This is a genomic window from Streptomyces sp. TRM49041, assembly GCF_008271805.1.
Taxonomy (GTDB): domain Bacteria; phylum Actinomycetota; class Actinomycetes; order Streptomycetales; family Streptomycetaceae; genus Streptomyces.
Map to the genome: position 1 here is coordinate 1 of NZ_VSRY01000115.1, position 24,268 is coordinate 24,268.

Genomic DNA, 24,268 nt, shown 5'->3' on the forward strand with positions numbered 1-24,268 from the left:
CGGGCGGCGGGCGTGGCGGCCGCCCCTGGTGGCGGTCCGTCCCGCTGGTCGCGTCCGCCGTGGTCGCCCTCGTCGCCGTGGCGGCACTGGCCATCGTCCTGACACGCCCCGACGAGGCGCAGGCGGTCACCGCGGAGCCCGTCTCGTACGAGCCCCCGGACCCCTTCGGGCCCAACGCGGCGTCTCCGCAGAACAAGCAGACGGAGCCGCTGCCGACACAGCAACGGCACACGTACGCCGGTTCCGCGCCGGAGTTGTACGGGGGCAGCGGCAACCGCGCCGCGTGCGACGTCGAGAAGCAGATTCAGTACCTGACCGCCGACCGGGCCAAGGCGAGGGCCTTCGCGTCGGTGCTGCCCACGACTCCGGAGGGCATCCCCGCGTACATGCGCGGTCTGACGTCGGTTCAGCTGCGCCTGGACACCCTGGTCACCAACCACGGTTACCGGGACGGCGAGGCCCGCCCGTACCAGGCGGTGCTGCAGGCGGGCACGGCCGTGCTCATCGACGAGTTCGGGGTGCCCCGGGTGCGCTGTGCCTGCGGCAATCCGCTGGACCGGCCGAAGGTCGAACGGCCGGAGAAGGTCGTCGGCACGACATGGCCCGGTTTCCAGTCGGAGGAGATCGTGGTCGTCGTGCCCGCCCCGACGCCCGTGCCGACCTTCACCCTCATCGACGCGGAGACGGGCAAGCGGGTCGAACGCCCGCACAAGCGGAAGCCCGCCCCGTCCGTGTCGCCGACCAGCCCCACGTCGCCCACGTCACCGACCGGGTCGCCGACGAAGACCGGGACGCCGACGGACACGTCCCCCACGTCCCCGCCGCCCGACACGACACCGGGCGAGGAGACACCTCCCGAGGAGACGCCTCCCGAGGAGACACCCGGCGAGACGGTGACCGAGGCACCACCCAACGGGTCACCGGAGGGGCCCCGGTCACCGGCCGACGGGACGGGCACGGGACCGGTCTCCCCGCCCGGTTCCTGAGCCTCGACTTCCGTACGCCAGAAAGTCATTGAACCGGCGACCTCCCTCGTCCGGGCGGCGACCAAGTGGCGGTTGTGTCCCCGACAACGAGTCGCCTGATGCCCCCGTCCCCGCGCACATCCCCCGCCCGGCGTCCCGCCCGGGGTCCCGCCTTCCGTTCCGGCGTCCGCCCCGCCGACCGGGCCGGCCCGACCGGGGCATGTCCCGGCGAGCGCTCGCCGGGGCGCGCCGGGGAGGGCGGCGAGCGGGGGGCGACAGTGAGGAGAAGGCGACCGGTGGACTGCGGCACTGCGGACAGCGTCATGGCGGCTCCGGGACACCGGGTGGGGGTGCCCTGGAACCCAAGGTCGAGAGGGCCTCCGTCGATATGGCCGCGGACCCCACTGACGGGTGGCGCCGACCCGCTCGCGCGGGGATTGCGCGGGCCGTGCGGCGCCTGCCGGCGGGTCAGTCCTTGGTGGCGACGTAGTACAGGTTGAAGGGATCTCCTTCGATCGACCGGGTCTCCACCCGGCTGAAGCCCGCGTCCGCGAGCATCCGGCGGGCCGTCTGCTCGCCCCACACCGTGCCCAACCCGGCGCCGCCGGTGCTCAGCGAGGTGGTCATGCAGTAGAAGACGCTGAATCCGAAGAGGGTCGGGCCCAGCACGTGCCCGATGTTCTCCTCCAGCCTGCTCGACGCGGCGATGTCACCCATCAGGAAGACGCCGCCCGGCCGCAGCGCGGCCGAGATCGCCTCCAGGGTCTCCGCCGGGCGGGCCAGGTCGTGGATGACGTCGAACGCGGTGACCACGTCGTACGTGCCGGGGATCTCCGTCGAGTCGCCGACCGTGAAGCCGACGTTGCCCAGGCCGAGCCGCGCGGCCTCCTCCCGGCCGACGGCGATGCCCTCCTCGGACTGGTCCAGGCCGTGGAAGCGGCTGCGCGGGAACGCCGCGGCCATGACGACGGGGGCGTGGCCCTGGCCCGTCCCGACGTCGAGGGCGTCGACGCCTTCCCGCAGGCGTTCGGGCACGCCGGGGGCGAGCGGGAGGATCGTGTCGACGAGCGCGGCGTCGAAGACGCGGGCGTTCTCCTCGCCCTGGAGCTCCTGGAAGCGCGGGTACGCGGAGTACGGCACTCCCCCGCCGTGCCGGAACGCCTCGACGACCTGGTCCTCGACGGTGCCCATCAGCCCCACGTACTGCATGATCGTGGCCAGGTTGTCCGGCCCGGCGGCCCGGGTGAGGCAGGCCGCGTGCGCGGGCGGCAGGGCGTAGCGGGCGCCCTCCGGTTCGTAGGTGACGAAGCCGCCGACGACCATGCCGCCGAGCCACTCCCGTACATACCGCTCGTTCAGGCCCGCCGCCCTGGCGATCTCGTCGCTGGTGCTGGGCGGGAGGGTGCTCATGGTGTCGAACAGCCCGGTCCGGTGGCCCATGCTGGTGAGCAGGGCCATCGAGGCCGCGTTGAGGACGTCCACGACCTTCCCGGCGAACTCCTCCTGCTCCGTGGTGTCCGGTGCCATGCCCTTGTTCTCAACGGTCGCCATGGCCGCTCCTCACGCCGTTCCGATGCCTCTTTCCCACGGTAGGCGCGGTTCAGGTGGGCGGCAGCGCGGCGGCCGGGTGGCGCGCCGCCTTCAGCGATGGGACGCGGGCGCGTTCCGCGGGGCGTGGACGGCACCGCGACCAGGCGGGACCTGGTTCCGGCCGACGCGTGCGTTCCCTCACGCGCGGCCCATGGACCACGCTGGGTCATGACCGGAACTGGTCGTGTCGAGCGCGGTTCGCGGCGGCCGAGACCGACTTGCCGTGACCCGGGCCTCCCGCGTCGGACCGGCTGGTGAAGCACCGAGGCCGGAGGATGACGACTGTCAGTCGAGGATGTGCCGCAGATACGACTGCGGGTCGGTGAGGTATCGGCGCCAGTGGTCGACCAGGGCCAGTTCGTCCCATGCCACTCGGCGCATGCCGTGCTCGCCGACCTCGATGATGTCCGCACCCGGCAACGCGGTAAGCAGCGGGGAGTGGGTGGCGCAGATGACCTGGCCGCCCTTCTTCACCAACTGGTCGACATGGCCGAGCAGTTCCAGGCAGGATGCGAAGGAGAGAGCCGCCTCCGGCTCATCCATCACATACAGCCCCGGCTGGAGGAACTTGTCCCGGAACGCGGCGAGAAAGCCTTCTCCGTGGCTGACAGTGTCGGGGACGAAACCTTCCCTGCCCAACGCGTCCAGTGCCGTCTCGGCGCGCAAGAAGAACCCCTTGCGGGCGGACCAGTTGCCCAGCATGCGCCGTCCTCCCGGCGCGGCCTCGAAGCGCATCGTCTCGCCCAGCACTGACTTGGGTCGGTGACTGGCATACCGCCAGTCATGCGAGCCGCCCCAGGAGTCCAGGCCGAAACCCTCCGCCAGCCCCTCGATCAAGGTCGATTTGCCCGAGCCGTTCTCACCGACGAGGAACGTGACCGGTGCGCTGAAACGCAGCCCGTCCGCCAAGAGCCCACGCACACAGGGGACAGACCAGGGCCATTCCTCAGCCTTCCATGAAGCCACATGCGCGTACACACGTTCGATAATCATGCGGTGATCCTTCCACAGGAACTGGACGGCATGCCGATCGACGACTGCGGCCGCGTCCCTGGTCGGCTCGGTACAACGAGCCGGCCGGCCGCAACGAAGGCCGCTTCGAACCACCGCGCCATGCGCTCCGAAAGCAACCACTCCCCGTCGCGGACGACACCCCTCCGCCCGAAGGCAGATGCAATACCCCGGGCAGCGAGTTCAGCTCATGAACCCGGCCTGGTGCGCGAGCAGCGCCGCCTGAACGCGGCCGGCCGCCCGCGATGTCCTGGCTCCGCCACCGCTGATCCCGCTGATCCCGCCCGGACCGGATTTCCTCGCGGCCGGGCCGTGACCCCGGGGACGCCTCGGTAGTTGTTCTGGGCATGAAGAAGCGCAGCATGCTCGCCGTGGCGTCCCTGGCCGCCGGAGTCGTCACCGCCCTCGTCACGCCCTCCTCGCACGCCGTCGTCGGCGGCGACGCCCTGCCCGCCCCGGGTTCCCTGGTCGGGGATACGGACACCGTCAGCTCCCTTCTCGAGGGCGCCGACAGCCAGTCCCAGGACTCCACCACCCACGCGGGCGGCAAGACCGTACAGCACTGATCCACCTGACCGCCGCGCGGCGCCCCTGCCGCGCGGCGGTGTCGTGTCGGCCGTGGCCGATCAGCCGTGGCCGTCGCCCGCCGCGGCGGCCACGACCCGGCTTCCCGGCCCGGTGTTGATGACCGTGGCGAGCTGGGCGCGGGACCGGACGTCGAGCTTCTGATAGATGCGCGTCAGCCGTGCCTCGACGGTCTTCACGCTCAGATAGAGCCGGGCCGCCGCCTCCTGGTTGCTCGCCCCCTGCCCCACCATCCGCGCGAGGCGCACCTCCGCGTCGGTGAGCCGTGCCAGGGCGCTGCCGCCGACCGGGGCGGTGTCGTCACGGGCGGGGTTCTCCGCCACCAGTTCGAGCCACGGCGCGGCACCGGCCCGTTCGAACACGGTGGCCGCCGCGTGCACCGCCTGCTGGGCGGCCGACCGTCTGCGGCGCCGCCGCTCCACCCGTGCCAGGGCGATCAGACAGCGCCCCTGCTCCAGCACGAGGCCGAGCGCGGCGAACCGGTCGGCGGTCTCCACCAGCAGTCCCACCGCCTCCTCCGACCTGCCGCCCGCCGCCAGGCACTGCGCGTAGGCGCGGTCGCAGCCGAGCAGGACCGTCGTACGGCCCAGCCGTTCCGCGACCGGGCTGACGTCGGCGAGGAGCGTCTCGGCCTCCTCGCGGGCGTCATGGGCGAGCAGCGCCTCCGCCAGCTCCTCGTGCCAGCGCAGCATCGACGGGTCGACGGTGCCCTGGGCCCGCTCCCCCTCCTGCACCCGGCGCAGCGTCTCCACCGCGCCCGCCACGTCGCCGGTCACCAGCTGGACGCGGCCGAGCGCGTAGAGGCTGCGGGAGAGGAAGACATGGTCGCCCTCCTCCTCCGACGCCTGGGCGCTGCGGCGCGCGTAGCTCGCCGCACGGGCGAAGGAACCGCCCGCGGTCTCGGCGAGAGCCAGGGTGTACCAGGCGGGTCCTGGCGACAGGCCCGCTTCGAGGGTCAGCGCGAGGGAGCGGTGGGCGTTCTGGCGGGCCGCGGCGCACTGGCCCCGGCGGGCCTCCACGGCGGCGAGGGTGTGGAGGAGCTCGATGGTGTCCTCGACCGGTCCGCGCCGCTCCACCAGCGGCAGCAGGGCGTTGATCTGGTCGCGGGCCTCGCTGAGCCGGTCGTCGAAGAGGGCGTGGCGGATCGTCAGGATCTGGGCCGCGTTGCGGACGCCGAGGGGCCGGTCGGCCATCTCCAGGGCACGGGCCTCGGCGAGGGTCCGCTCGGCGTCGGTGGAGCCGAGTACGCGGTCCATGCGGGCCTGCTGGGTGAGCGCCTGCGCGGCGGTGTGCCGGTCGCCCACGGAGGTGGCGAGCCTGGCGGACTCGACGGCGGCGGCGCGGGCGCGGACCGGGTCGCCGTCCGCGAGGACGTGCTTGACGGCGAGACGCAGCTGGACGGCGGCGCGCAGCGCCGGTCTGTCCTCGGAGTCCTCCATGGCGTGGACGTAGAGCTCGTCCAGGTCGGTGAGCCCCTGGCCGGCCGTGTCGAGCACGGCGAGCCGGGCCCGTATCCGGTCCTCGGGTTCCGCGTCGCGGGCGAGCAGGTCGGCGGCGGCGCGCATCGCGAGGTCGGCGCGGGCGGCGCGGGCGGCCTCCTCGGCTGCGTCGGCGAGCCGGGCGATGCGGCGGCGGCCGAGCGGGACGGGCGTGGACTCGGCGGCCAGCAGGGCCAGTTCGGCGGCGAGGGTGCTGTTGCCGCGACGGCGTACGGTCTCCACGGCCGCGGCGACCTCTGCGGCGAGCCGCTCGTCGGGGACGTCGGTGGCGAGCGCCCGGTGCCGTACCGCCTCCACGGGGTCGTCGACGACGCGGGCGAGCGCGGTGTGGGCCTCGCTCCGCTCGGTCCAGCAGGTGTCGTGGACGAGGGTGGTGGGGAGCAGGGCCGCGGTGAAGGTGACAGCGCCGTTCTCGGAGAGGGAGACCAGACCGGCGCGTTCGGCGGCGGCCAGTTCTGCCTCGGCGGTGGGTCGTCCCGCGCGGCGGACGAGGGCGGTCGTGGGGCGCAGCGCCAGGGCGGCGAGGAGGAGCGCGGCGCGGACGGGCGGCGGGGCGGGGGCGAGCATGCGGCGGGCGAGGTCGCGGGCGCGGCCGGACAGGGGCAGCGCCTCGGCGTGGTGCACGGGGGTCCTGGCGTCGGCGAGGGACCGGCCGACCGCGAGGGCGAGGCGCGGGTTGCCGCCGCTCGCGCGGTGGATGCGTCCGGCCATGCGGGAGGCCAGCCGGTGGTGGACGAGGAGTTCGGCGATCTCGTCGGCCTGGAGCGGCGCGACGAGCAGTACGTCGGCCTCGGAGGGCACCCAGAGCGCGACCGGGGCACCGTCGGGGGCGGTGTCGTCGCTGCCGGACGCGCTGGTGGCGGGGTCCCCCCACAGCGCGGCGCCGCCGTCGCCGTACGGAAGGTCGGGTCCGTACGGTGCGGGGGTCTCGACGGCGAGGACGCGCAGGCCGGGCGGGGCGAGGTGGAGGGCGAAGCGGAGGAGGTCCGCGCTGTCCGGGTCGAGGTGGCGGGTGTCGTCGACGACGAGGAGGACGGGGTCCTTCTCGGCCAGGGTGCGCAGGATGCGGGAGAGGCCGAGGCGCAGGGCGATGGGGTCCCAGCCGGTGTCGGGGGCGGTGGCCTCGCGGCACAGGACGGCGACGGCGGCCCGCTGGGGGCCGGGCAGTCCGTCCAGCGCGGAGGGCGGCACGGAGGCGACGAGGGCGGCGGCGGCCGCGCCGGGCATGTCACGGTCGGCGGGCTGCGGGGCGAGCCAGAGGACCGTTTCGCCCCGTGATGTGGCCTCGGCGGCGGCCGCCTGGGCGACCTCGGTCTTGCCGACTCCGGCGGGTCCTGTGAGGACGGCGCGGCCGCGGCTGCGCAGCGTCCGGTCGAGGCGCTCCAGGAGAGCCGCCCGCCCGACCGGCGTGGAGCGGTACGGCGTCGTCCTCATATGCCACCACCCTCCGGCGCGCGGAGCCCCCGCTCGCACGCTGCGAACCCCCTGTCCGCGCCCTGTGAGGATACGAAGTAGCGGCGGGGAGTCCAGGTCCCTTGTCCGGCATATGGACGGGCGGCCCCGCGGGACGGGGTCGGGCGCGGTGGGGCGCGCCCCCGGCGAAGTGCCGAGAACGCGCCCCTGACCTGCGATGATGCTGTCGGTGTGGGGGCTCAGAAGGTGAGGCCCCAGGAGTCGATGTAGCCGGTGTCACCCGCGTACACATCGCGGACCTGGAGCTTCCAGGTGCCGTTGGCGGCCTCGGAGGAGGCGTCCACGGTGTAGGTGGCGAGTACGTTGTCGGTGCTGTCGCTGCCGCTGTTGTTCTTGAGGCGGTAGGCCGTACCGTCCGGGGCGATCAGATCGATGACCAGGTCGCCGCGGTAGCTGTGCTTGATGTCCACGTCGACCTTGAGGGCGGCGGGGGCGTTGCCGGAGAGGCCGGTGACGTTGATGGAGGACGTCACGGTGGAGTTGTCCGAGATGTTCACATTCGTGGAGTTGGCGAACGTGGTGCCGGTGCCGGGCTCGGTGGGCGTGCCGCCGCCGGTGACGGCGTTGACGGTCTTCGTCGCGTCGGCGATACCGGCACCGCAGCCGCCGGAACAGGTGCCGGGCAGCGGGCGGGCGTTCGACTTGATCGCGGACTCGATGTCGGCCGGGGTCAGCGTCGACTTCGCGGACTTGAGCAGCGCGGCGAGGCCGGCGATGTGCGGGGCGGCCATCGAGGTGCCCTGGTACGGCTTGTAGTTCTCCGTCGACTGGACGGTGGCGCCGGAGTTCAGCGTGGAGAGGATGCCGTTCTCGGGCGTCGTGACGGTGCCGGGCGTGTCGGTGGCGCGGCGGGTCTCACCGCCGGGGGCGGAGACGTCGACGGTGGAGCCGTAGTTGGAGTAGTACGAGCGATTGCCCTCACGGCTGGTGGACGCCACGGTGATGACGTTGGCACAGTTGGCGGGCGTGAAACCGGAGGCGTTGGCGTCGCTGTTGCCGGCCGCGACGACGACGGTGGTGCCGCGCGAGACGGCGCCGTTGATCGCATTGCGGTAGACGGACGGGCAGCTGGCGCTCTGGCCGCCGAGGCTCATGTTGATGACCTGGGCGGGGTTGGGGTTGGCCGGGATGCCGGGGACGTTACCGCCGGAGGCCCAGGTGATGGCGTCGGCGATGTCCGCCGAGGACCCGCCGCACTTGCCGAGCACGCGGACGTGCTGGACCTTGGCGCCGTAGGCGATACCGGCGATGCCCTTGGCGTTGTCGGTGACCGCGCCGATGGTGCCGGCGACGTGGGTGCCGTGCCAGGAGGAGTTGCTCGCCCGGGAGCCGAAGCCGCACTCGCCGTCGGTGGCGTTCCAGTCGCCCTCGTCCTTGGGGTCGCTGTCGCGGCCGTTGCCGTCGCGGGCGTCGGCGGAGCTGGAGATGAAGTCGTAACCGGAGACCGTGTTGGCGGCGAGGTCCGAGTGGGCCGCGTAACCGGTGTCGATGACGGCGACCGTGACGCCGCTTCCGGTGGTCGTGTCCCACGCGCCGGGGACGTTCATACCGCCGGTGGGCTCGAAAAGGTCCCACTGCTTGGCGTAGTCGGCGTCGTCGGGGGTGACGGCCATCGCGTAGGCGCGGACGTCGGGCTCGACGGACGCGACCGCAGGGTCGGCGCGGAAGGCGTCCATGACCTCCGCGGCGTCCCGCGGGCTCGCCTCGGAACCGAGGTCGACCAGCGCGGCGCCGTCCGCGAGGCGGCGCTCGAAGGCGAGCTTCTCGCCGGTCTTCGCGGCCTTCTCGGCGGCGTCGCTCTTGGCGGCCGCGTTCGAAGTGGCCTCAGCCGTACGCGTCTTGTAGGTCACGATGACCTTCTCGACGGGTGCGCTCGGCGTGGAGGCGGACGGGTTCATGGCCTGCGAGGCCGGCAGGGCCGGCGTCGGGGAGGGGGTGGCCTGCACGGCGAGCGCCACCGAGGAGGTGGCCGCGACGCCGAGGATCGTGGCGGTTGCCGCCACGACGGATATCAGTCTCCGCCTGGAACCGTTCAAGGTTTTCCCTTTCAGGGGCGGCTCCGGCGACTCCCGGAGCAGCTGACGGTGCGGAGCGCGGACGGGCGGCGCGGGACTGTGGCTGCTTGTGGGGTGCCTCCACAGCCCCTTGGGGCCGGGTACGCCCCCGCGCCGCCGCCGGCGCGACGGCCTCGACGTCGGGGCCGTCACCGGCGGAGCCCCCTGGGGTCGCATGCATGGGGTTACATGCACCTGACAGTCACGAGTCAGAGAAGGGGAACCACCGGTGCGGGAGACAGTAGGGAAACGCGCCATGAAGCCGATACGGGGAAAACCCTTGTCGCCCCCGCGCGGGGGGTGACAAGGGCCAGGGGTCCCCCGCCACGAACCTTCAGGGGCCGGGGAGTTCGCGCCTCTCCGCGTCGAAGGGGAGCCGGACCTCGCCGTGAACCGACGTGAAGTCCGCGGTGATGTCGCGTTCGGTATCGGCCATCGCCGACGCCGGTGCGTCGGTCATTCCGCCGAACCGCCGGTCGACGTCACGGACGATGAGCGGCGAGGCCGCGAGCAACGCGGCCGGTACCGCCCGCACCGTGAACCCCGTACCGCCCGGCCCGCAGGGGAGGCGGAACGTCGGCCGTACGGCCGGAGGGGCGGCACTCCGTCCGGCTGACGCACCCGGGCGCGGACGCGACCGACGGCGCAGGGCACGTCACCCGGCGACGCGTACGCGGGCGCCGGCTTCGCGGAGAGCGGCGATCTCCTCTTCGTCCACGCCGGAGTCGGTGACGACCTGGTCGAAGGCGTCGAGAGGGGCCAGCAGATAGGGCGCGCGGCGCCCGAATTTGGCGTGGTCGACGAGCAGGACCGAGCGTTCGGCGCACTCCATGAACGTGCGCTTCACCTCGATGGTCGCCTCGGACCTGTGGTAGCAGGCCCCGGCGCTGACCGCCGTGGTGGACATGAACAACAGGTCGGCCCGCAGGTTCCGGATGGCCTGGGCGGTCTGGAATCCGAGGCACGCCTCCTGGAGGGGGAAGTAGCGGCCGCCGAGCGAGATCACCTCGATTCCCTTGACGGCGCCCAGGGCTCGCACGAGAGGGAAGAAGTTGGTCACCACCGTGAGCGGGGCGGCCGCGGCCAGATGGGGGTGCAGGGCGAGCGCCGTGGTGCTCTCGTCGACGAAGACGGTCTGGCCCCGGTGGAGCGACTCGGCGGCGACGGCGGCGATGGCCTCCTTCTCCGCGTTGAGCGCCGCCGTGCGTTCGCGTACCCCTGCCTTCTGAAGGGCGGAGGGGTTGGCCGTCGCACCGCCCCTGACCTTGGTGAGCCATCCCTCCTCGGCCAGTGCGTCGAGGTCGCGGTGCACCGTCATGACGCTCACCTGGAGCACCCGGGCGAGGTCGTCGATCCGTGTGAAGCCCTGCCGGAGCACTTCACGACGTATCACTTCACGCCGCTCGCTCAGGCCGAGACCGGACCGGTCGCTGTCCTCCGTCACCACGGACTTTTTGTCATCCATGCACCTCAAGGTACCTGCCGGACCGCGCGCCGGGGACCGGCGGACGGGATGTGGATTGCGAAGACGTAACAGAAGACCTCACTTCCCTTGTCAAATTTAACATCGAGGGAGTTAAATTTCACTTAACCCGCTGGGTGGTGCCGTCGAACACCGGCCCCTCCCGAGGCGGCCGTCCCCGCGCTCCACGAAGGCGGCGGGAACCGGCCCGGCCACGCGGGCTCCTCATCCACCAGGCCCGGGGCCGACGACACCGCTCCCCGCGTCCCGCACACCACGTGCCGCGCCCCCGGCCACGCCCCAGCCGCCTCCGGCGGCGGCGAAGGAGAACCCGATGTTCAAGCACCGCGCACTGAAGGCGGCCACCGGCGTCACGGCGTTCGCCGCCCTCGCCACGCTCACCGCATGCGGCGGCGGCACGGCGAGCTCCGGCTCGGAGAAGACGAAGATCGCCTTCCTGATGCCGGACATCGCCTCCACCCGTTACGAGCTGTTCGACAAGCCGCTGTTCGAGGCGAAGCTGGCTTCGCTCTGCGCGGACTGCGAGGTGGTGTACGCCAACGCGAAGGCGGATCCGGCGACCCAGCAGAGACAGGCCGACTCCGCGCTCGCCCAGGGCGTCAAGGCGCTGGTGATCGACCCGGTCGACTCGTCGGCGGCGATCACCATCGTCGGCAGAGCCCAGGCGCAGAACGTGCCCGTCATCGCCTACGACCGCCCCATCCCCGGCGGCAAGGCCGACTACTACGTCTCGTTCGACAACGAGAAGATCGGCCAGATGATCGCCCAGTCCCTCGTGGACCATCTGAAGCAGACCGGCGCCGAGGGCGGGCTGCTCCAGGTGAACGGGTCCCCCACCGACGCCGCGGCGGGCCTGATCAAGAAGGGCATCCACAAGGCCGTCGACCCGAGCGGACGGAAGCTGCTCGACGAGTACGACACGCCCGGCTGGGATCCCACCAAGGCACAGAACTGGGTCAGCTCCAAGATCACGCAGCACAAGGGGAAGATCGCGGGCGTGGTCGCGGCCAACGACGGCACGGCGGGCGGCACGATCGCCGCGTTCAAGGCCGCGGGAGTCGGCACGGTGCCGCCCGTCACCGGCAACGACGCCGAACTCGCGGCCGCGCAGCGCATCATCGCGGGCGAGCAGTACAACACCATCTCCAAGCCGATCAAGACCGTGGCGGAGGCGGCGGCCGAGATCGCCCACCAGTTCGCCCAGGGCAAGACTCCCGCCGCGGAGACCTCGATCTTCGGTACACCGGCCCGGCTGTTCGAGCCGACGGTCGTCACCGTGGACAACCTCGCCGTCACCCTGATCAAGAACGGGCCCTTCAAGGCATCCGAGATCTGCACACCGGCCTACGCCGAGGCGTGCCGCAAGGCCGGCATCGAGTAGTCACCTCCCGCTGTCCCCCTGTCATCTCCACCCGAGGCTTCCGCCAGGCCGCTCCGCGCGGGGCGGTCCGGCAGCCCCAGAACCAAGCGAGGCAGGCACATGCCCACCACCCCAGCCGCCGGGAGCGGGGGCGCCCCGGCTCCCGTACTGTCCCTGCGCGGGATCAGCAAGACCTTCGGCGCGGTCGCCGCCCTCACCGACATCCACCTCGACGTCCACGCCGGCGAGATCGTCGCGCTGGTCGGCGACAACGGGGCCGGAAAGTCCACCCTGGTCAAGGTACTCGCGGGCGTCCACGCACCGGATCCGGGCGGCACCATCTCCTTCCGAGGGCGCCCGGTCGCCCTCCCCAACCCGAGTGCCGCCCAGAGTCTGGGCATCGCCACCGTGTACCAGGACCTCGCGCTGTGCGAGAACCTCAACGTCATCCAGAACCTGTTCCTCGGCCGTGAGGTCCGGCCTCACCGGCTCGCCGAGGTCGAGATGGAGACCCGGTCCTGGGAGCTGCTCGGTCAGCTCTCCGCGAAGATCCCCAGCCTGCACACACCGGTCGCGTCGCTGTCGGGAGGCCAGCGCCAGACCATCGCGATCGCGCGCTCGCTGCTGGGCGATCCCAAGGTGATCATTCTCGACGAGCCCACCGCGGCCCTCGGCGTCGCCCAGACCGCGGAGGTCCTCAACCTGATCGAGCGCCTGCGTGAGCGCGGCCTCGGCGTGATCATGATCAGCCACAACATGTCCGACGTCAAAGCGGTCGCGGACCGGGTCGCGGTGCTGCGCCTCGGCCGTAACAACGGCGCCTTCGACGTGGACACCGTGACCGCCGAGGACGTCGTCGCGGCGATCACCGGAGCGGCCGACAACGTGGTGGCCCGCCGGGCCGCGAGCCGCTCCACCGCCCTGGCCTCCGCCCGCACCGGAGAGGTGACCCGATGAACACCACCACCGATGTCCGGCCCGTCGCCGTCGACCTGCGCGACGAACGACTGCGCGTCCACACCGGAATACGGGGAACGGCCCGCGGCCTCGCCGACCGCTTCCGCTCCGGAGACCTGGGCGTCTTCCCCGTGGTCGCCGGACTGGTCGTCATCTGGACCGTGCTCCACGTGGCCAACCCCACCTTCCTGTCCAGCGCCAACCTGGGCAATCTCGCCATGGAGAGTGTGCCTGTCGGCGTCATGGCCCTCGGCGTGGTCTGCGTTCTGCTGGTGGGCCAGATCGACCTCTCCGTCGGGTCGGTCAGCGGTCTGGCCGCGGCGGCCATGGCGGTCATGTTCGTCAACCAGGGCCTGCCGTGGCCGTTGGCCGTGCTGGGCGCCCTCACCGCGGGAGCGGTGATCGGCTGGTTCTACGCACAGGTGTACAACCGGCTCGGGGTGCCCACCTTCGTGATCACTCTGGCGGGTCTGCTCGGTTTCCTCGGCATCCAGCTCGGTGTCCTGGGCGAGCGCGGTTCGATCAACATCCCCTTCGACTCCGCCCTGGTCCACTTCGCGCAGACGGCGTACGTCCCCGCCTGGCTGTCCTATCTGCTCGCCCTGGGCGCGGCGGCCGGGTACCTCCTCTGCGGATGGGCCCGTTCCCGGGAGCGTGCGCGGGCGGGGCTGTCCGCCCGCCCGCTGCGGCTGGTGGCCCTGCAGGCGGGTGCCCTGCTGGTGCTGCTCGAGTTCGCCGTCTGGTACCTCAACCGGGCCAGGGGCATCGGGTGGATGTACGTGGCTTTCATCGCCCTCGTGCTCACCGCCCACTACGTCCTGAGCCGCACCCGGTGGGGCCGCGCCCTGTACGCCGTCGGAGGCAACGCCGAGGCGGCGCGCCGGGCCGGCATCAACGTCAAGCGGGTGTACACGGGCGCCCTGGTCACCTGCACCACGCTGGCCGCGCTGGGCGGGGTGCTGGCGGCCGCCCGTCTGGCGTCGGCGAACCAGAGCAGCGGCGGCGGCGACGTCAATCTCAACGCCATCGCCGCGGCGGTCATCGGCGGTGCCAGCCTGTTCGGCGGCCGGGGAACGGCGTTCGCGGCCCTGCTGGGCATCACCGTCATCCAGTCCATCTCCAGCGGTCTGACCCTGCTCAGCCTCAACTCCGCGTACCGCTTCGCCGTCACCGGGGCCGTCCTGCTGCTCGCTGTCGCCCTGGACTCGGTCGCCCGCAGGTCGCGGGTCTCGCACGGGCGCGGGTGAGGGCCATCCGGACCGTCACCCCCACCGAACCCCGTCCCGCCGGTCACGCTGGAGGGGTGGGCAGCACATCCGCACACCGGAGGACACGGCGCCGCCGAGCGGCCCGCACGTCCCCCTCACTCAGCAGTCCGCTGAGACAAGGAGCCATCCCCCATGTCAGTGCTCGCGGTCGATGTCGGCACTTCCATGATCAAGACCGTTGTCCTGGACGACGAGGGCAACGAGGTGGCCGTCGCACGCCAGGCCACCTCCGTCCAGCGTCCGCGGCCCGGCTGGGCCGAGCAGGACATGACCGCCGTGTGGGAAGCCGTCGTGACCACCATCCGGTCCGCCCGGCGCCACGCCACGGACGGCGTGCGGTTCATCGCGTTCACCGCACAGGGCGACGGCTGCTGGCTCGTCGACGCCAAGGGTGACCCCACCGGACCGGCGGTCCTCTGGTCGGACGGGCGTGCCGCGCCCGTCGTCGAGGGCTGGCGGGCCTCGGGTGTCCTGGAAGAGGCGTTCCGCCGCACGGGATCGCTGACGTTCCCGGGCCTGCCCAACGCCATCCTCGCCTGGCTCGCGGAACACGATCCGGACCGGCTCGCCCGCTCGTCCACCTCCCTGTACTGCGGAGGCTGGCTCTTTCTGCGCTTCACCGGACTGACGGCCGTCGACGAGTCGGACGCGTCGGCCCCCTTCCTCGACCCCGGCACCCTGCGCTACTCCCCCGAGATCCGGGAGCTGTTCGGCCTGGAGTGGGCCGAGCGGCTGCTGCCGCCGGTACGGGGCAACGGACACCGGGTCGGTGAGCTCGCCGGCCGGGCGGCCGCCGAACTGGGCCTGCCCGTGGGACTGCCCGTGGTGATGGCTCCCTACGACGTCGTCTCGACGGCTGTCGGCGTCGGCGCCACCACGCCGGGACAGGCCTGCACGATCCTCGGCACCACCCTGTGCACAGAGGTGGTGCGCGAAGGCCCCGACACCACGGGCGAACCCTCGGGCTTGACGATCGCCCTGGACTCGCGGGGACATCTGCTGCGTGCCTTCCCCACGCTCGCGGGCACGGAGGTCATCACATGGGCCGTACGGACGCTGGGCCTGAGCACACCGGCCGAGCTCGGTGAGCTCGCGGTCCAGAGCCCGCCGGGCGCCCGCGGTCTGGTCTTCCTGCCCTACCTTTCGCCGGCCGGTGAACGGGCCCCGTTCCTCGACCCGTACGCCCGTGGCACCTTCTGGGGGCTGAGCCTGGACCACCGGCCCTGTGACATCGCCCGGGCCGTCCTCGAAGGGCTCAGCACCGTGATCCGCGACTGTCTGGCCGCGTCCGGGGCCGTGACCGGCGAGCTGCGGCTCTGCGGGGGCGGCGCGGCCAGCGACGCCTGGTGCCGGCTCATCGCCGACGTGACCGGGCTGCGCACCGTCCGCTCCACCGACAGTGAGGTGGGCGCCAAGGGTGCCTTCCTGACCGGTCTGGTGAGCCTCGGGGAGGAACCCGACCTCACCACCGCCGCCCGCCGGTACGTACGGATCCGGGCGGCCGACGAACCGGATGCGGAGCGCAGTGCCTTCTACGCGTCCCGCTTCGACACGTTCCTCGCCCTGCGCGACCTGTCCGGCAAGGGCTGGAAGCTGCTCGCCGACTCCCCGGCCGGTACGACGTCCTCCGGGGGCCCGCATGCCTGAACCGAACGACCGCCCCGAGGTGTGGCTCGGCATCGACCTGGGCACCCAGAGCGTCCGCGTACTGGCCGTCGACGCGGCGGGACGTACGCGTGGCTCCGGGGCCGAGCAGCTGCGGAGCCACCGGGACGGCCCCCGGCACGAACAGGATCCCGAGCAGTGGTGGAGCGCGGTGCGTACGGCGTGCCGACGCGCGCTCGACGGTGTGCCGGGCGCCGCGGTGCGCGGGGTCTCCGTCTGCGCCACGTCCGGCACGATCCTGCTCACCGACCGCGCCGGGCGCCCGCTGACCCCGGGCCTGATGTACGACGACTCACGCGCCGTCGAGGAGGCGCCCCGGGCCGCCGAGGCGGGTGCAGCGCTGTGGAAACGGCTCGGTCACCGGCCGCAGCCCTCCTGGGCGCTGCCCAAGCTGCTGTGGCTGCTCCGTCACCACTCCCCCCTTCCCCCGGGGGCGCGGCTGCTCCACCAGGCCGACTACGTCGTCGAGCGGCTCACCGGGGGTCCGGTGGCCACGGACTCCAGCCATGCGCTCAAGACCGGTTACGACACGGAGCGCGAGTCCTGGCCGACCGCGGTCTTCGAGGACCTGCGTATTCCCGGGGCGCTCCTGCCGGACGTCGTCCGGCCCGGCACCGTGCTCGGCGCGGTGTGCCCGGAGGCCACCGAGGCCACCGGCGTTCCCGAAGGCACCCTCGTGGTCGCCGGCATGACCGACGGCTGCGCGGCGCAGATCAGCGCCGGCGCCCTGGAACCCGGCGCCTGGAACTCGGTGCTCGGGACCACCCTCGTCCTCAAGGGGGTGACCGAGCAGCGGCTGCGCGACCCCCTCGGGGTCGTCTATTCGCACCGCGCCCCGGACGGGAACTGGCTGCCGGGCGGCGCCTCCAGTACCGGCGCGGGGGTCCTGTCCCTCGCCTTCCCCGGAAGGAACCTGGCCACGCTGGACGTACGGGCACAGCCGTTCGAGCCGTCCGGCCTGGTCACATACCCGCTCGCGGGCAAGGGGGAACGCTTCCCGTTCCTGGCCCCGGAGGCGAAAGGCTTCACGCTGGGTGACCGGCACGGCGCCGCGGAGGCCGACTACCATGCCTCGCTGTTGCAGGGCGTCGCCTTCGTCGAGCGCCTCTGCTTCGACTACCTGGGGCTGCTCGGCGCCCCCCTCGACGGCCCGGTGACCTTCACCGGCGGCGGGGCCCGCAGCCCGTACTGGTGCCAGTTGCGAGCCGACGTGCTCGGCCGTCCCGTCGGCCTGCCCGACAACGCCGAGGCGGCGCTGGGGATGGCCGTTCTCGCCCGCGCGGGCACCACCACGCCGCTCGGCGCCGTCGCCCGCGACATGGTGCGGCTGCGCGCCGTGGTCGAACCGCGGCCCGAGCACACGCGGCGGCTGCTGGAGAGCCATCTCCGGCTGGTCGACGCACTCGAAGAGCGCGGCTGGCTGCCCGCAGCCGTCGCCCGGCACTCACGAAGGAGAGCCCACCTGTGACCGATCTCGTACTCGTCCGCCACGGAGAGACGATCTGGCACGCCGAGAACCGCTACACGGGCCGCAGCGACATCCCGCTCACCCGACGCGGACACGAGCAGGCCGACCGGCTCTCGGCCTGGGCCAAGCAGGCACGCCCCGACGCCCTGTGGGTCTCGCCCCTCCAGCGCGCCCGCGACACGGCGGGGCCGGTCGCCGAAGCCACCGGCCTGGAGCCGCGGCAGGACGCCCGGCTGCGGGAGCTCGACTTCGGGCGGGGCGAGGGGCTCACCACCGCCGAGATGCGCGAGGCGTTCCCCGAACGGCTCGCCGCCTTTCACGCCGACCCGGCGCTGCACCACCTGCCGGACGGCGAGCGCCCGGCCGACGCCGTCGAACGGGGCATCGCCTGCCTGCGGGAGATACACCAACTGCACCCGGACGGCCGGGTCCTGGTCGTCGGCCACAGCACCCTCAACCGGCTGCTCCTCTGCCGGCTGACCGGAGTGCCGCTGTCGGAGTACCGGCGGCTGTTCCCCGTCATGCGCAACTGCGCGATCACCGAGGTCCGCTTCGACGGCGCGGAGAGAGCGGCGCTGCTGCAGTTCAACACCCCGGCCGACGCCTTCGGCGATTTCCCGGCCCCGAGCGCCGGACCCGAGGAGGAGACTCCATGACCGTCAGGATCCTTGCCGCAGGCGACCACTTCGTCCGTACCGGCCTGCTCGCCGACGCGCTGCGCGCCGAGCACGGCGGGGCCCCGGAGACGCTGGAGATCGGCGAGCTGCATCTGCCCTGGCCGGTCGAGCCGTTCGGCGATGTCGCCGAGGTGCACGAGGCGTCCGGCACTGAGGAGCAGCTGATCGAGGCCCTTCAGGGCGTACGGATCTGTGTGACACAGATGGCTCCCCTGACCCGGCGGATGCTGGAGGCGTGCCCGGAGCTCGAACTGTTCGCCGTGGGCCGGGGCGGGCCCGTCAACGCCAATCTGGAGGCCGCCACGGAACACGGTGTGGCGGTGACGTTCGCCCCGGGCCGCAACGCGACCGCCACGGCCGAGCACACCGTCGCCCTGCTGCTGTCCGCCCTGCGCCGCATCCCGCACACCCACGGCGAACTCGCCAGGGGGGTCTGGCGCGGCGACTACTACCGGTACGAGGAGGTCGGCATGGAGTTGGCGGGCACCACCGTGGGGCTCGTCGGCTACGGCGCCATCGGGCACCGCGTCGCCCGCATCCTCGGCGGCTTCGGCGCGGAAGTCCTCGTCCACGACCCGTATCTGGCCCCGGACACGGCGCCCGGCGTGGCGAACGTGAGCCTGGACGAGCTGCTGGCCCGGTCCCGGGTCCTGTCCCTGCACGCCCGGCTGACGGCGGAGAACCACGGCATGATCGGCGCCGAGGAGATCGCCGCCATGCCTCCCGGCTCCGTGATCGTCAACTGCGCGCGGGGCGGGCTGCTCGACTACGACGCGGTCTGCGACGCGCTCGACCGGGGGCACCTCTTCGCCGCCGCCTTCGACGTCTTCCCGGAGGAGCCCGTCCCGGCCGGTGCGCGGCTGCTGCGCACCCCCGGCGTCGTGATGACGCCGCACCTCGCGGGGGCGTCCAAGCAGACCGCGCACCAGGCCGCCCGGATCTGCGCCGAGGAGACGGCCCGCCATCTGCGCGGCGAGCCGCTCGCCCACTGCGCCAATCCGGCGGTGCTCGGCCGCGGTGGAGGCCGCTGACGGCCGCGCCCACCGCCGCCCTCGCCGTCCGCGAGTTCGCGGGGGCCGGGGAGGAGGGAAACGCCGGAACAAGTGGCCGCCGGCCGGCATCGCCGCCTTCTGCGCTGACGGCATCGCCTCCATCACCGCGTTCAGCGCGCTCGTCGGCGTCCTGACTCGGCACCGGCACCGGCACGCGGTCAGCCGGACCGGCGAGCACCGCACCCGCGACATCCAGGAGCGTCCGGCCGTGGCATCCGTGCCCCGGCCGGACGCGCTCTTCCCGCGTACCGCGCCCGCACCGGCCCCGGTGTGGTGCCCGGCACGCCGTGTGCCATACTCGGCCGCGCTCTCTGCAGGTTCGGCAATTCGGGGGATCATTGAACGGCATAGCCCTGGACACGCCGTACCTGGACACCGACGCCGACCAGCTGTCGTTCACGCTGGGGCATCCCGCCCGCGAGGCGCTGGCCGTACGGGAACTGACGGTCGGCGGTATCGACGTACAGCTCAGGCTCCTCGGCGCCTCGCACCAGGTGTGCGCGGGCCCCGTCCGTGAGACCGTCGCCTGCCTGCCGGATGTCGCGGGCGGACTGCCGGACACCGCGACGGAGGACTTCGACGGCTGGCACTACTCCTTCAGCGCCCAGGTGTGCAGCCTCTCCGCTGAGGCTTTCGGTGCCGAGGTGGCGCTGATCCGCAGCCGCTCGGACGCGCACCCCAGGGCGCTGTACGGCATCTTCCCCGGCTCCGCGGACGCCGTCACCGCGCTGACCGTCGAGCGGGAGAAAGCGGGGCTGAGCTGGCGTACTTGGCACACCTATCCGAGAAGCCGCCGGATCGTGGCGACCCACACCCGGCTGGAGGCCCGATGAAGACCGCCCGACGCATCACCGTGCTGCTCCTCGCGACAGCCGCACTCGCCGGCTGCTCCAGCGATCCGGACGACGGCAACGACGTGCCCTCCAGCTGGATCCGCCGGCAGTACGCCACCAGCGGCGCGGACTACGTCGACAGCCGTGACACGCCGTCCCGGGTCGCGCAGGAGATCGACGGCCACACCGCGGCCCGCGACCGGCTCAGCGACAACGACATGGTCTTCCTGCGCTACCGCAACGACATCGTCGCCATCAGCCCGCACGCGAGCGGCAGCCGCATAGAGATCGCGGACTACCGCACGGGATACCGCCGCTGGAGGCCGCACATCCGGTCCGTGTGGCCCGACCCGGACAGCGACACCTTCCGGGGCGGGGGCCCCGGCTCCGGGAAGTGACCCGGTTCTCCCCGTCCACATCCACGATTTCCGACGACGTCCCCGAAAGGCATCCCCGTGGCAGAGATCTTCGAGTCGGCCGGCATCGCCGTGCTCTACGGCCTGGTCGGCTTCGTCGTGATGGTGGCCGGCTTCGTCGCACTCGACCTCGTGACCCCCGGCAAGCTCTTCCACGTGGTGTGGGCCGACCGCAACCGCGGCGCCGCGGTGCTCCTCGCCGGTCAGACGGCCGCCATCGGCCTGGTCATCGAACAGTCCATCCGGGCCAGCGAGTCGGAGCTCGGCCTCGGCTACGGTCTGCTCAGCACCCTGCTGTACGGGCTGGCCGGCGTCGCCGTGATGACGCTCATCTCCATCGTCGTCGGCGTGCTGACCCCGGGACGGCTCGGCGCCACGGTGCTCGACGACGACGGTGACCGTCCCCACCCCGCCGCCTGGGTCCAGGCTGCCATGTACCTCGGTACGGCCTTCATGGTCGGTGCCGCGGTCTCCTGAACTCCCCGGTATGAGCACCACCCCCGTCCTGGACCGCACCCCGCCCGCCACCGGCCCGCCACCGTCGCCGTACCCGCGCGGGACGAGAGTGCTGCTGCTCCTCTCGGTGTTCATCTGCGCGGCCTGCGGCCTGGTCTACGAACTGGCGCTGACCGCCCTGGGCAGTTACCTCATCGGCAACTCCGTGATGCAGACCTCCGTGGTCATCTCCGTCATGGTGTTCGCCATGGGCATCGGCTCCCTGGCCGCCAAGCCGCTGCAGCGGCGCGCGGTCGGGGCGTTCGCCCTCGTCGAGATCGTGCTCGGGCTCGTCGGCGGACTGTCGGTGCTCGTCCTGTACGTGGCGTTCTCCTGGCTGCGGGTCTACATGCCGGCCATGGTGGTGGCGTCGTTCGTCGTGGGGCTGCTGATCGGTGCCGAGATCCCGCTGCTCATGACGCTGCTCCAGCGGATCAGACGCCAGGAGGCCGGCAGCGCGGTCGCCGACATGTTCGCCGCGGACTACGTCGGGGCGCTGGTCGGTGGCCTGTGCTTCCCGCTGCTGCTCCTGCCCGCCTTCGGGCAGTTGAAGGGCGCCCTGGTGGTGGGCGCGGTCAATGCGCTCGCCGGGGGCGGCGTCGTCCTGTGGATCTTCCGCAGGGAGACCCGCAGGGCCGTACGCGCCGGGCTCCTCGCGGGGGTCGCGGGTGTCCTCGCGGTCCTGGGCACGGTCTATGTGCTGGCGGACGACATCGAGGTCACGGCACGGCAGAAGCTGTACCGGGACCCGATCATCCACGCCGAGACGACCCCGTACCAGGACATCGTCGTCACCCGCTCCACCGCGTTCACCGGCGAGCCCGACACGCGGCTCTTCCTCAACGGCGATCTGCAGTTCTCCTCCGTCGACGAGTACCGCTACCACGAGGCGCTGGTCCACCCCGCCCTGTCGGGGAAGCGCTCCTCGGTGCTGATCCTGGGCGGCGGTGACGCGCTGGCGCTGCGGGAGGTGCTCCGCTACGACGATGTCGAGGACGTCACGCTGGTCGACCTGGACCCGGCGATGACCCGGCTGGCCCGTACGTTCGGGCCCCTGCTGGACCTCAACGGGCGTGCTCTGTCGGACCCGCGGGTGACGGCCGTCAACGCCGACGCCTTCAGCTGGCTGCGCGACGCGGGCCGGCGGTACGACGCGGTCGTCATCGACTTCCCGGACCCGGACACCGCCGCGCTGGCCAAGCTCTACAGCGTCGAGTTCTACCATCTGCTCGCCCATGTCCTGAAGCCCGACAGCAGGGTGGTGGTGCAGGCCGGCTCGCCGTTCTTCGCGCCCAAGTCGTACTGGTCCATCGCCGCGACGATCGGCGAGGCCGGGTACACGACCACCGCCTTCCAGGTGGACGTGCCGAGCTTCGGCAACTGGGGCTTCGTCCTGGCCCGCCCGGGCACCGAGGGACCGCCCCCGGCGCTGCGCCTCGCGCGGGACACCCCACGCCTGCGGTTCCTGGACGGTGCCGTCCTGGCGGCCTCCACCGTCTTCCCGCTGGACCGCCGTCCCGAGGACGTACGGGCCAGCACGCTGATGGATCCGGTCGTGCTGGAGTACGCGCGCCACGAGTGGCAGAACTACTGAGGGCCACGGCCGGGGGGCGTGCGCGCCGACCGCGCCGAGGCCGTCGAGTGCCGTCGAGTGCGGGGGATACCGGTTCCGGCGGTGAAGCGGGCGTCGGAGACACCGCCGACACCGGCTCCCTGTGGTCGGGGCCCCGCGGCCGGATACCATCCGTACCACCTGACCCGAGCAGAGGCGCCGATCATGGAATCACCTGCCGCAGCACCGCCGCCCTCGGCCGGCATCAGCCTGCGTCAGCTGCTGATGTCCCTGGGTGAGCCCCTGGTGGAGCTCCAGGCCGCGCCCGCCGGGCTGGACGTCGAGATACGCAGCGTCGCCCTGCTCGACCCCGAGGATCCGCCGCTCGCCCGCCCGGGGGAGCTGGTTCTGGCCATCGGCGCGCGGGGGCGTGCCGCGCTGCCCGCGCTACGGGCGGCCGGGTGCGGCGGGGCCGCCGCCGTTGCGGTGAAGCTGGACGCCCCCGGGCAGGCCGCCGCCCTCAGTGAGACCGCCGCCGAGGCGGGCGTCGCACTGCTCTCCGTACGCGGCGAGGCGCGCTGGGAGCGGGTGGACGCGCTGGCCCGCGCGGCCCTCGACGACGGGCCGCCGGGCCGCCCCGGCGAGGGTGCCGAGGAGGGTGACCTCTTCTCCCTCGCCCAGACCACCGCCATTCTCACCGGCGGCATCGTCAGCATCGAGGACACCGCGAACCGGGTGCTGGCGTACTCCCGCTCCGCCGACCACGACGAGGCCGACGATCTGCGGCGGCTGTCCATCCTGGGCTGGCAGGGCCCGGAGGCGTATCTGGCGAAGCTGCGCGAGTGGGGTGTGTTCCAGCGGCTGCGCACCTCCGACGACGTGGTCGACATCGACAGTCATCCCGAGCTGGGCATCCGCCGGAGGCTCGCGGTGGCCATCCGGTCCGGGGACCGGCAGCTGGGCACCATCTGGGTGCAGGAGGGCTCGACGCCGCTGACCGAGCGCTCGGACCAGGCGCTGCTGGGGGCGGCCCGGGTCGCCGCGCTGCAGCTCGTACGCCGCCGCCGGGAGGTCTCCGCCGACCTGATGCTCACCCGCAGCCTCACCGCGGGGCTGCTGGAGGGCAGCACCGGTCCCCAGCCGCTGGCGAACCACCTGGGACTGGACGCCTTCCGCCCGGCCGCCGTCCTGGGCTTCTCGTACGGGGCCGCCGAGTCGACCGGGCCGGAGCTGACCCGCGCCGAGGTCGCCAACCTGATCTCGGTGCACACCGCGGCCCGGCACCGTGCCGCCCTGGTGACCGAGACCGAGCAGCGTGTCTATGTGCTGCTTCCGCAGCTGCCGTGCAGTATCGACATCGGCACGCTGCGCGGCTGGGGGCAGGAGATCGCCGAGGCCGCACGCCGCTACCTGGGCCTGGCTCTGCGCTGCGGTGTCGGCTGCATCGTGCCGGGGCTCGGTGAGGTACCCGAGTCGCGGCGGGAGACGGACCGGATCCTCGACGCCATGGCGGACGTCGATGTCGCCGCGACCGTCGCCGCGCTGCCGGACATCCAGGCGGAGGTCCTGGTCAGCGAGATGCTGGGGCTGCTCGCGGCCCGTCCCGACATGCGGGACCCGCGGCTGACCGCCGTGGTCGCGCACGACAGCCGCCATCAGGGGCGGTTGGCCGAGTCCATCCTGGTGTATCTGGACGCCTTCGGCGATGTACGGGCCGCCGCAGCCCGGCTGCATGTGCACCCCAACACCCTGCGCTACCGGATCCGCCGGGCGGAGGAGCTGACCGGGCTCGACCTCAGCCGTCCCGATCAGCGGCTGCTGGCCATGCTTCAGCTGCGCCTGCCGCCGACCGCCTGAGCGGCGAG

The 24,268-nt window shown here is 72.6% G+C and carries 20 protein-coding genes; 14 read left to right on the forward strand and 6 right to left on the reverse strand.

What is annotated here, in order from left to right:
* A partial coding sequence (locus tag FVS66_RS34990) for a DUF6777 domain-containing protein (protein ID WP_187645517.1) occupies nt 1–986 on the forward strand: 986 nt, incomplete at its 5' end.
* Nucleotides 987–1,433: 447 nt separating this feature from the next.
* Here FVS66_RS34990 and FVS66_RS13555 read toward each other — a convergent pair.
* Entirely contained in the window at nt 1,434–2,516 is a 1,083-nt protein-coding gene (locus tag FVS66_RS13555) for a class I SAM-dependent methyltransferase (protein ID WP_149181447.1), read from the reverse strand.
* A gap of 324 nt (nt 2,517–2,840) precedes the next feature.
* Nucleotides 2,841–3,548 carry an AAA family ATPase gene (locus FVS66_RS13560; RefSeq protein WP_149181448.1) on the reverse strand — a complete coding sequence of 236 codons (708 nt, stop codon included), beginning with the start codon at nt 3,546–3,548 and terminating at the stop codon, nt 2,841–2,843.
* Between the two features lie 365 nt (nt 3,549–3,913).
* Between FVS66_RS13560 and FVS66_RS13565 the strand changes: the two genes are divergently transcribed.
* Nucleotides 3,914–4,132, forward strand: a complete 219-nt coding sequence (locus FVS66_RS13565) for a hypothetical protein (RefSeq protein ID WP_149181449.1) — start codon at nt 3,914–3,916, stop codon at nt 4,130–4,132.
* Nucleotides 4,133–4,192: 60 nt separating this feature from the next.
* Here FVS66_RS13565 and FVS66_RS13570 read toward each other — a convergent pair whose 3' ends face one another.
* The 4 genes from FVS66_RS13570 to FVS66_RS13590 all read right to left on the reverse strand — a co-directional run bounded on the left by FVS66_RS13570 (nt 4,193) and on the right by FVS66_RS13590 (nt 10,642).
* Nucleotides 4,193–7,084 (reverse strand): LuxR family transcriptional regulator, encoded by a 2,892-nt coding sequence (locus FVS66_RS13570; protein WP_149181450.1) that lies wholly within the window; start codon nt 7,082–7,084, stop codon nt 4,193–4,195.
* A 218-nt stretch (nt 7,085–7,302) separates the two neighbouring features.
* Nucleotides 7,303–9,126, reverse strand: coding sequence for a S8 family serine peptidase (locus FVS66_RS13575; RefSeq protein WP_187645518.1), 1,824 nt, complete (start codon nt 9,124–9,126; stop codon nt 7,303–7,305).
* Between the two features lie 385 nt (nt 9,127–9,511).
* The gene (locus FVS66_RS13585) at nt 9,512–9,712 is read right to left on the reverse strand and encodes a hypothetical protein (protein ID WP_149181453.1); all 201 of its coding nucleotides are present in this window, start codon (nt 9,710–9,712) and stop codon (nt 9,512–9,514) included.
* Nucleotides 9,713–9,832: 120 nt separating this feature from the next.
* Nucleotides 9,833–10,642, reverse strand: a complete 810-nt coding sequence (locus FVS66_RS13590) for a DeoR/GlpR family DNA-binding transcription regulator (protein ID WP_149181454.1) — start codon at nt 10,640–10,642, stop codon at nt 9,833–9,835.
* A gap of 331 nt (nt 10,643–10,973) precedes the next feature.
* On the opposite strand from FVS66_RS13590, the gene FVS66_RS13595 reads away from it, so the two are divergent.
* From FVS66_RS13595 to FVS66_RS13650, 12 genes are all read left to right on the forward strand, one after another.
* Nucleotides 10,974–12,041 carry a sugar ABC transporter substrate-binding protein gene (locus FVS66_RS13595; protein WP_149181455.1) on the forward strand — a complete coding sequence of 356 codons (1,068 nt, stop codon included), beginning with the start codon at nt 10,974–10,976 and terminating at the stop codon, nt 12,039–12,041.
* Nucleotides 12,042–12,140: 99 nt separating this feature from the next.
* Nucleotides 12,141–12,977, forward strand: a complete 837-nt coding sequence (locus FVS66_RS13600) for an ATP-binding cassette domain-containing protein (RefSeq protein ID WP_149181456.1) — start codon at nt 12,141–12,143, stop codon at nt 12,975–12,977.
* The gene (locus FVS66_RS13605) at nt 12,974–14,224 is read left to right on the forward strand and encodes an ABC transporter permease subunit (protein WP_149181457.1); all 1,251 of its coding nucleotides are present in this window, start codon (nt 12,974–12,976) and stop codon (nt 14,222–14,224) included. The genes FVS66_RS13600 and FVS66_RS13605 overlap by 4 nt, the downstream gene beginning before the upstream one ends.
* A gap of 153 nt (nt 14,225–14,377) precedes the next feature.
* Nucleotides 14,378–15,892 (forward strand): FGGY-family carbohydrate kinase, encoded by a 1,515-nt coding sequence (locus FVS66_RS13610; protein WP_149181458.1) that lies wholly within the window; start codon nt 14,378–14,380, stop codon nt 15,890–15,892.
* Nucleotides 15,885–17,378 (forward strand): FGGY family carbohydrate kinase, encoded by a 1,494-nt coding sequence (locus tag FVS66_RS13615; protein ID WP_149181459.1) that lies wholly within the window; start codon nt 15,885–15,887, stop codon nt 17,376–17,378. Before FVS66_RS13610 ends, FVS66_RS13615 begins: the two co-directional genes overlap by 8 nt.
* Nucleotides 17,375–18,034 carry a histidine phosphatase family protein gene (locus tag FVS66_RS13620; protein ID WP_149181460.1) on the forward strand — a complete coding sequence of 220 codons (660 nt, stop codon included), beginning with the start codon at nt 17,375–17,377 and terminating at the stop codon, nt 18,032–18,034. Before FVS66_RS13615 ends, FVS66_RS13620 begins: the two co-directional genes overlap by 4 nt.
* Entirely contained in the window at nt 18,031–19,086 is a 1,056-nt protein-coding gene (locus FVS66_RS13625) for a 2-hydroxyacid dehydrogenase (protein ID WP_149181461.1), read from the forward strand. Before FVS66_RS13620 ends, FVS66_RS13625 begins: the two co-directional genes overlap by 4 nt.
* 359 nt (nt 19,087–19,445) lie before the next feature.
* On the forward strand, nt 19,446–19,940 hold the full coding sequence (locus FVS66_RS13630; protein ID WP_149181462.1) for a DUF2617 family protein: 495 nt from the start codon (nt 19,446–19,448) through the stop codon (nt 19,938–19,940).
* Entirely contained in the window at nt 19,937–20,338 is a 402-nt protein-coding gene (locus FVS66_RS13635; RefSeq protein WP_149181463.1) for a DUF4247 domain-containing protein, read from the forward strand. Before FVS66_RS13630 ends, FVS66_RS13635 begins: the two co-directional genes overlap by 4 nt.
* Nucleotides 20,339–20,395: 57 nt before the next feature.
* The gene (locus FVS66_RS13640; RefSeq protein WP_149181464.1) at nt 20,396–20,833 is read left to right on the forward strand and encodes a DUF350 domain-containing protein; all 438 of its coding nucleotides are present in this window, start codon (nt 20,396–20,398) and stop codon (nt 20,831–20,833) included.
* A 10-nt stretch (nt 20,834–20,843) separates the two neighbouring features.
* Nucleotides 20,844–22,445 carry a polyamine aminopropyltransferase gene (locus FVS66_RS13645; protein WP_149181465.1) on the forward strand — a complete coding sequence of 534 codons (1,602 nt, stop codon included), beginning with the start codon at nt 20,844–20,846 and terminating at the stop codon, nt 22,443–22,445.
* A 183-nt stretch (nt 22,446–22,628) separates the two neighbouring features.
* A complete protein-coding gene (locus tag FVS66_RS13650; RefSeq protein WP_262386982.1) occupies nt 22,629–24,260 on the forward strand; it encodes a helix-turn-helix domain-containing protein in 1,632 nt (543 codons plus the stop codon).
* The last annotated feature ends 8 nt before the right edge of the window (nt 24,261–24,268 follow it).

Bases quoted from the DNA above. Each gene is read 5' to 3' on its own strand.
- FVS66_RS13605 (WP_149181457.1), top strand. From the start codon at position 12,974: ATGAACACCACCACCGATGTCCGGCCCGTCGCCGTCGACCTGCGCGAC.
- FVS66_RS13600 (WP_149181456.1), top strand. From the start codon at position 12,141: ATGCCCACCACCCCAGCCGCCGGGAGCGGGGGCGCCCCGGCTCCCGTA.
- FVS66_RS13590 (WP_149181454.1), bottom strand. From the start codon at position 10,642: ATGGATGACAAAAAGTCCGTGGTGACGGAGGACAGCGACCGGTCCGGT.
- FVS66_RS13625 (WP_149181461.1), top strand. From the start codon at position 18,031: ATGACCGTCAGGATCCTTGCCGCAGGCGACCACTTCGTCCGTACCGGC.
- FVS66_RS13555 (WP_149181447.1), bottom strand. From the start codon at position 2,516: ATGGCGACCGTTGAGAACAAGGGCATGGCACCGGACACCACGGAGCAG.
- FVS66_RS13570 (WP_149181450.1), bottom strand. From the start codon at position 7,084: ATGAGGACGACGCCGTACCGCTCCACGCCGGTCGGGCGGGCGGCTCTC.
- FVS66_RS13645 (WP_149181465.1), top strand. From the start codon at position 20,844: ATGAGCACCACCCCCGTCCTGGACCGCACCCCGCCCGCCACCGGCCCG.
- FVS66_RS13615 (WP_149181459.1), top strand. From the start codon at position 15,885: ATGCCTGAACCGAACGACCGCCCCGAGGTGTGGCTCGGCATCGACCTG.
- FVS66_RS13650 (WP_262386982.1), top strand. From the start codon at position 22,629: ATGGAATCACCTGCCGCAGCACCGCCGCCCTCGGCCGGCATCAGCCTG.
- FVS66_RS13595 (WP_149181455.1), top strand. From the start codon at position 10,974: ATGTTCAAGCACCGCGCACTGAAGGCGGCCACCGGCGTCACGGCGTTC.
- FVS66_RS13610 (WP_149181458.1), top strand. From the start codon at position 14,378: ATGTCAGTGCTCGCGGTCGATGTCGGCACTTCCATGATCAAGACCGTT.
- FVS66_RS13560 (WP_149181448.1), bottom strand. From the start codon at position 3,548: ATGATTATCGAACGTGTGTACGCGCATGTGGCTTCATGGAAGGCTGAG.
- FVS66_RS13635 (WP_149181463.1), top strand. From the start codon at position 19,937: ATGAAGACCGCCCGACGCATCACCGTGCTGCTCCTCGCGACAGCCGCA.
- FVS66_RS13565 (WP_149181449.1), top strand. From the start codon at position 3,914: ATGAAGAAGCGCAGCATGCTCGCCGTGGCGTCCCTGGCCGCCGGAGTC.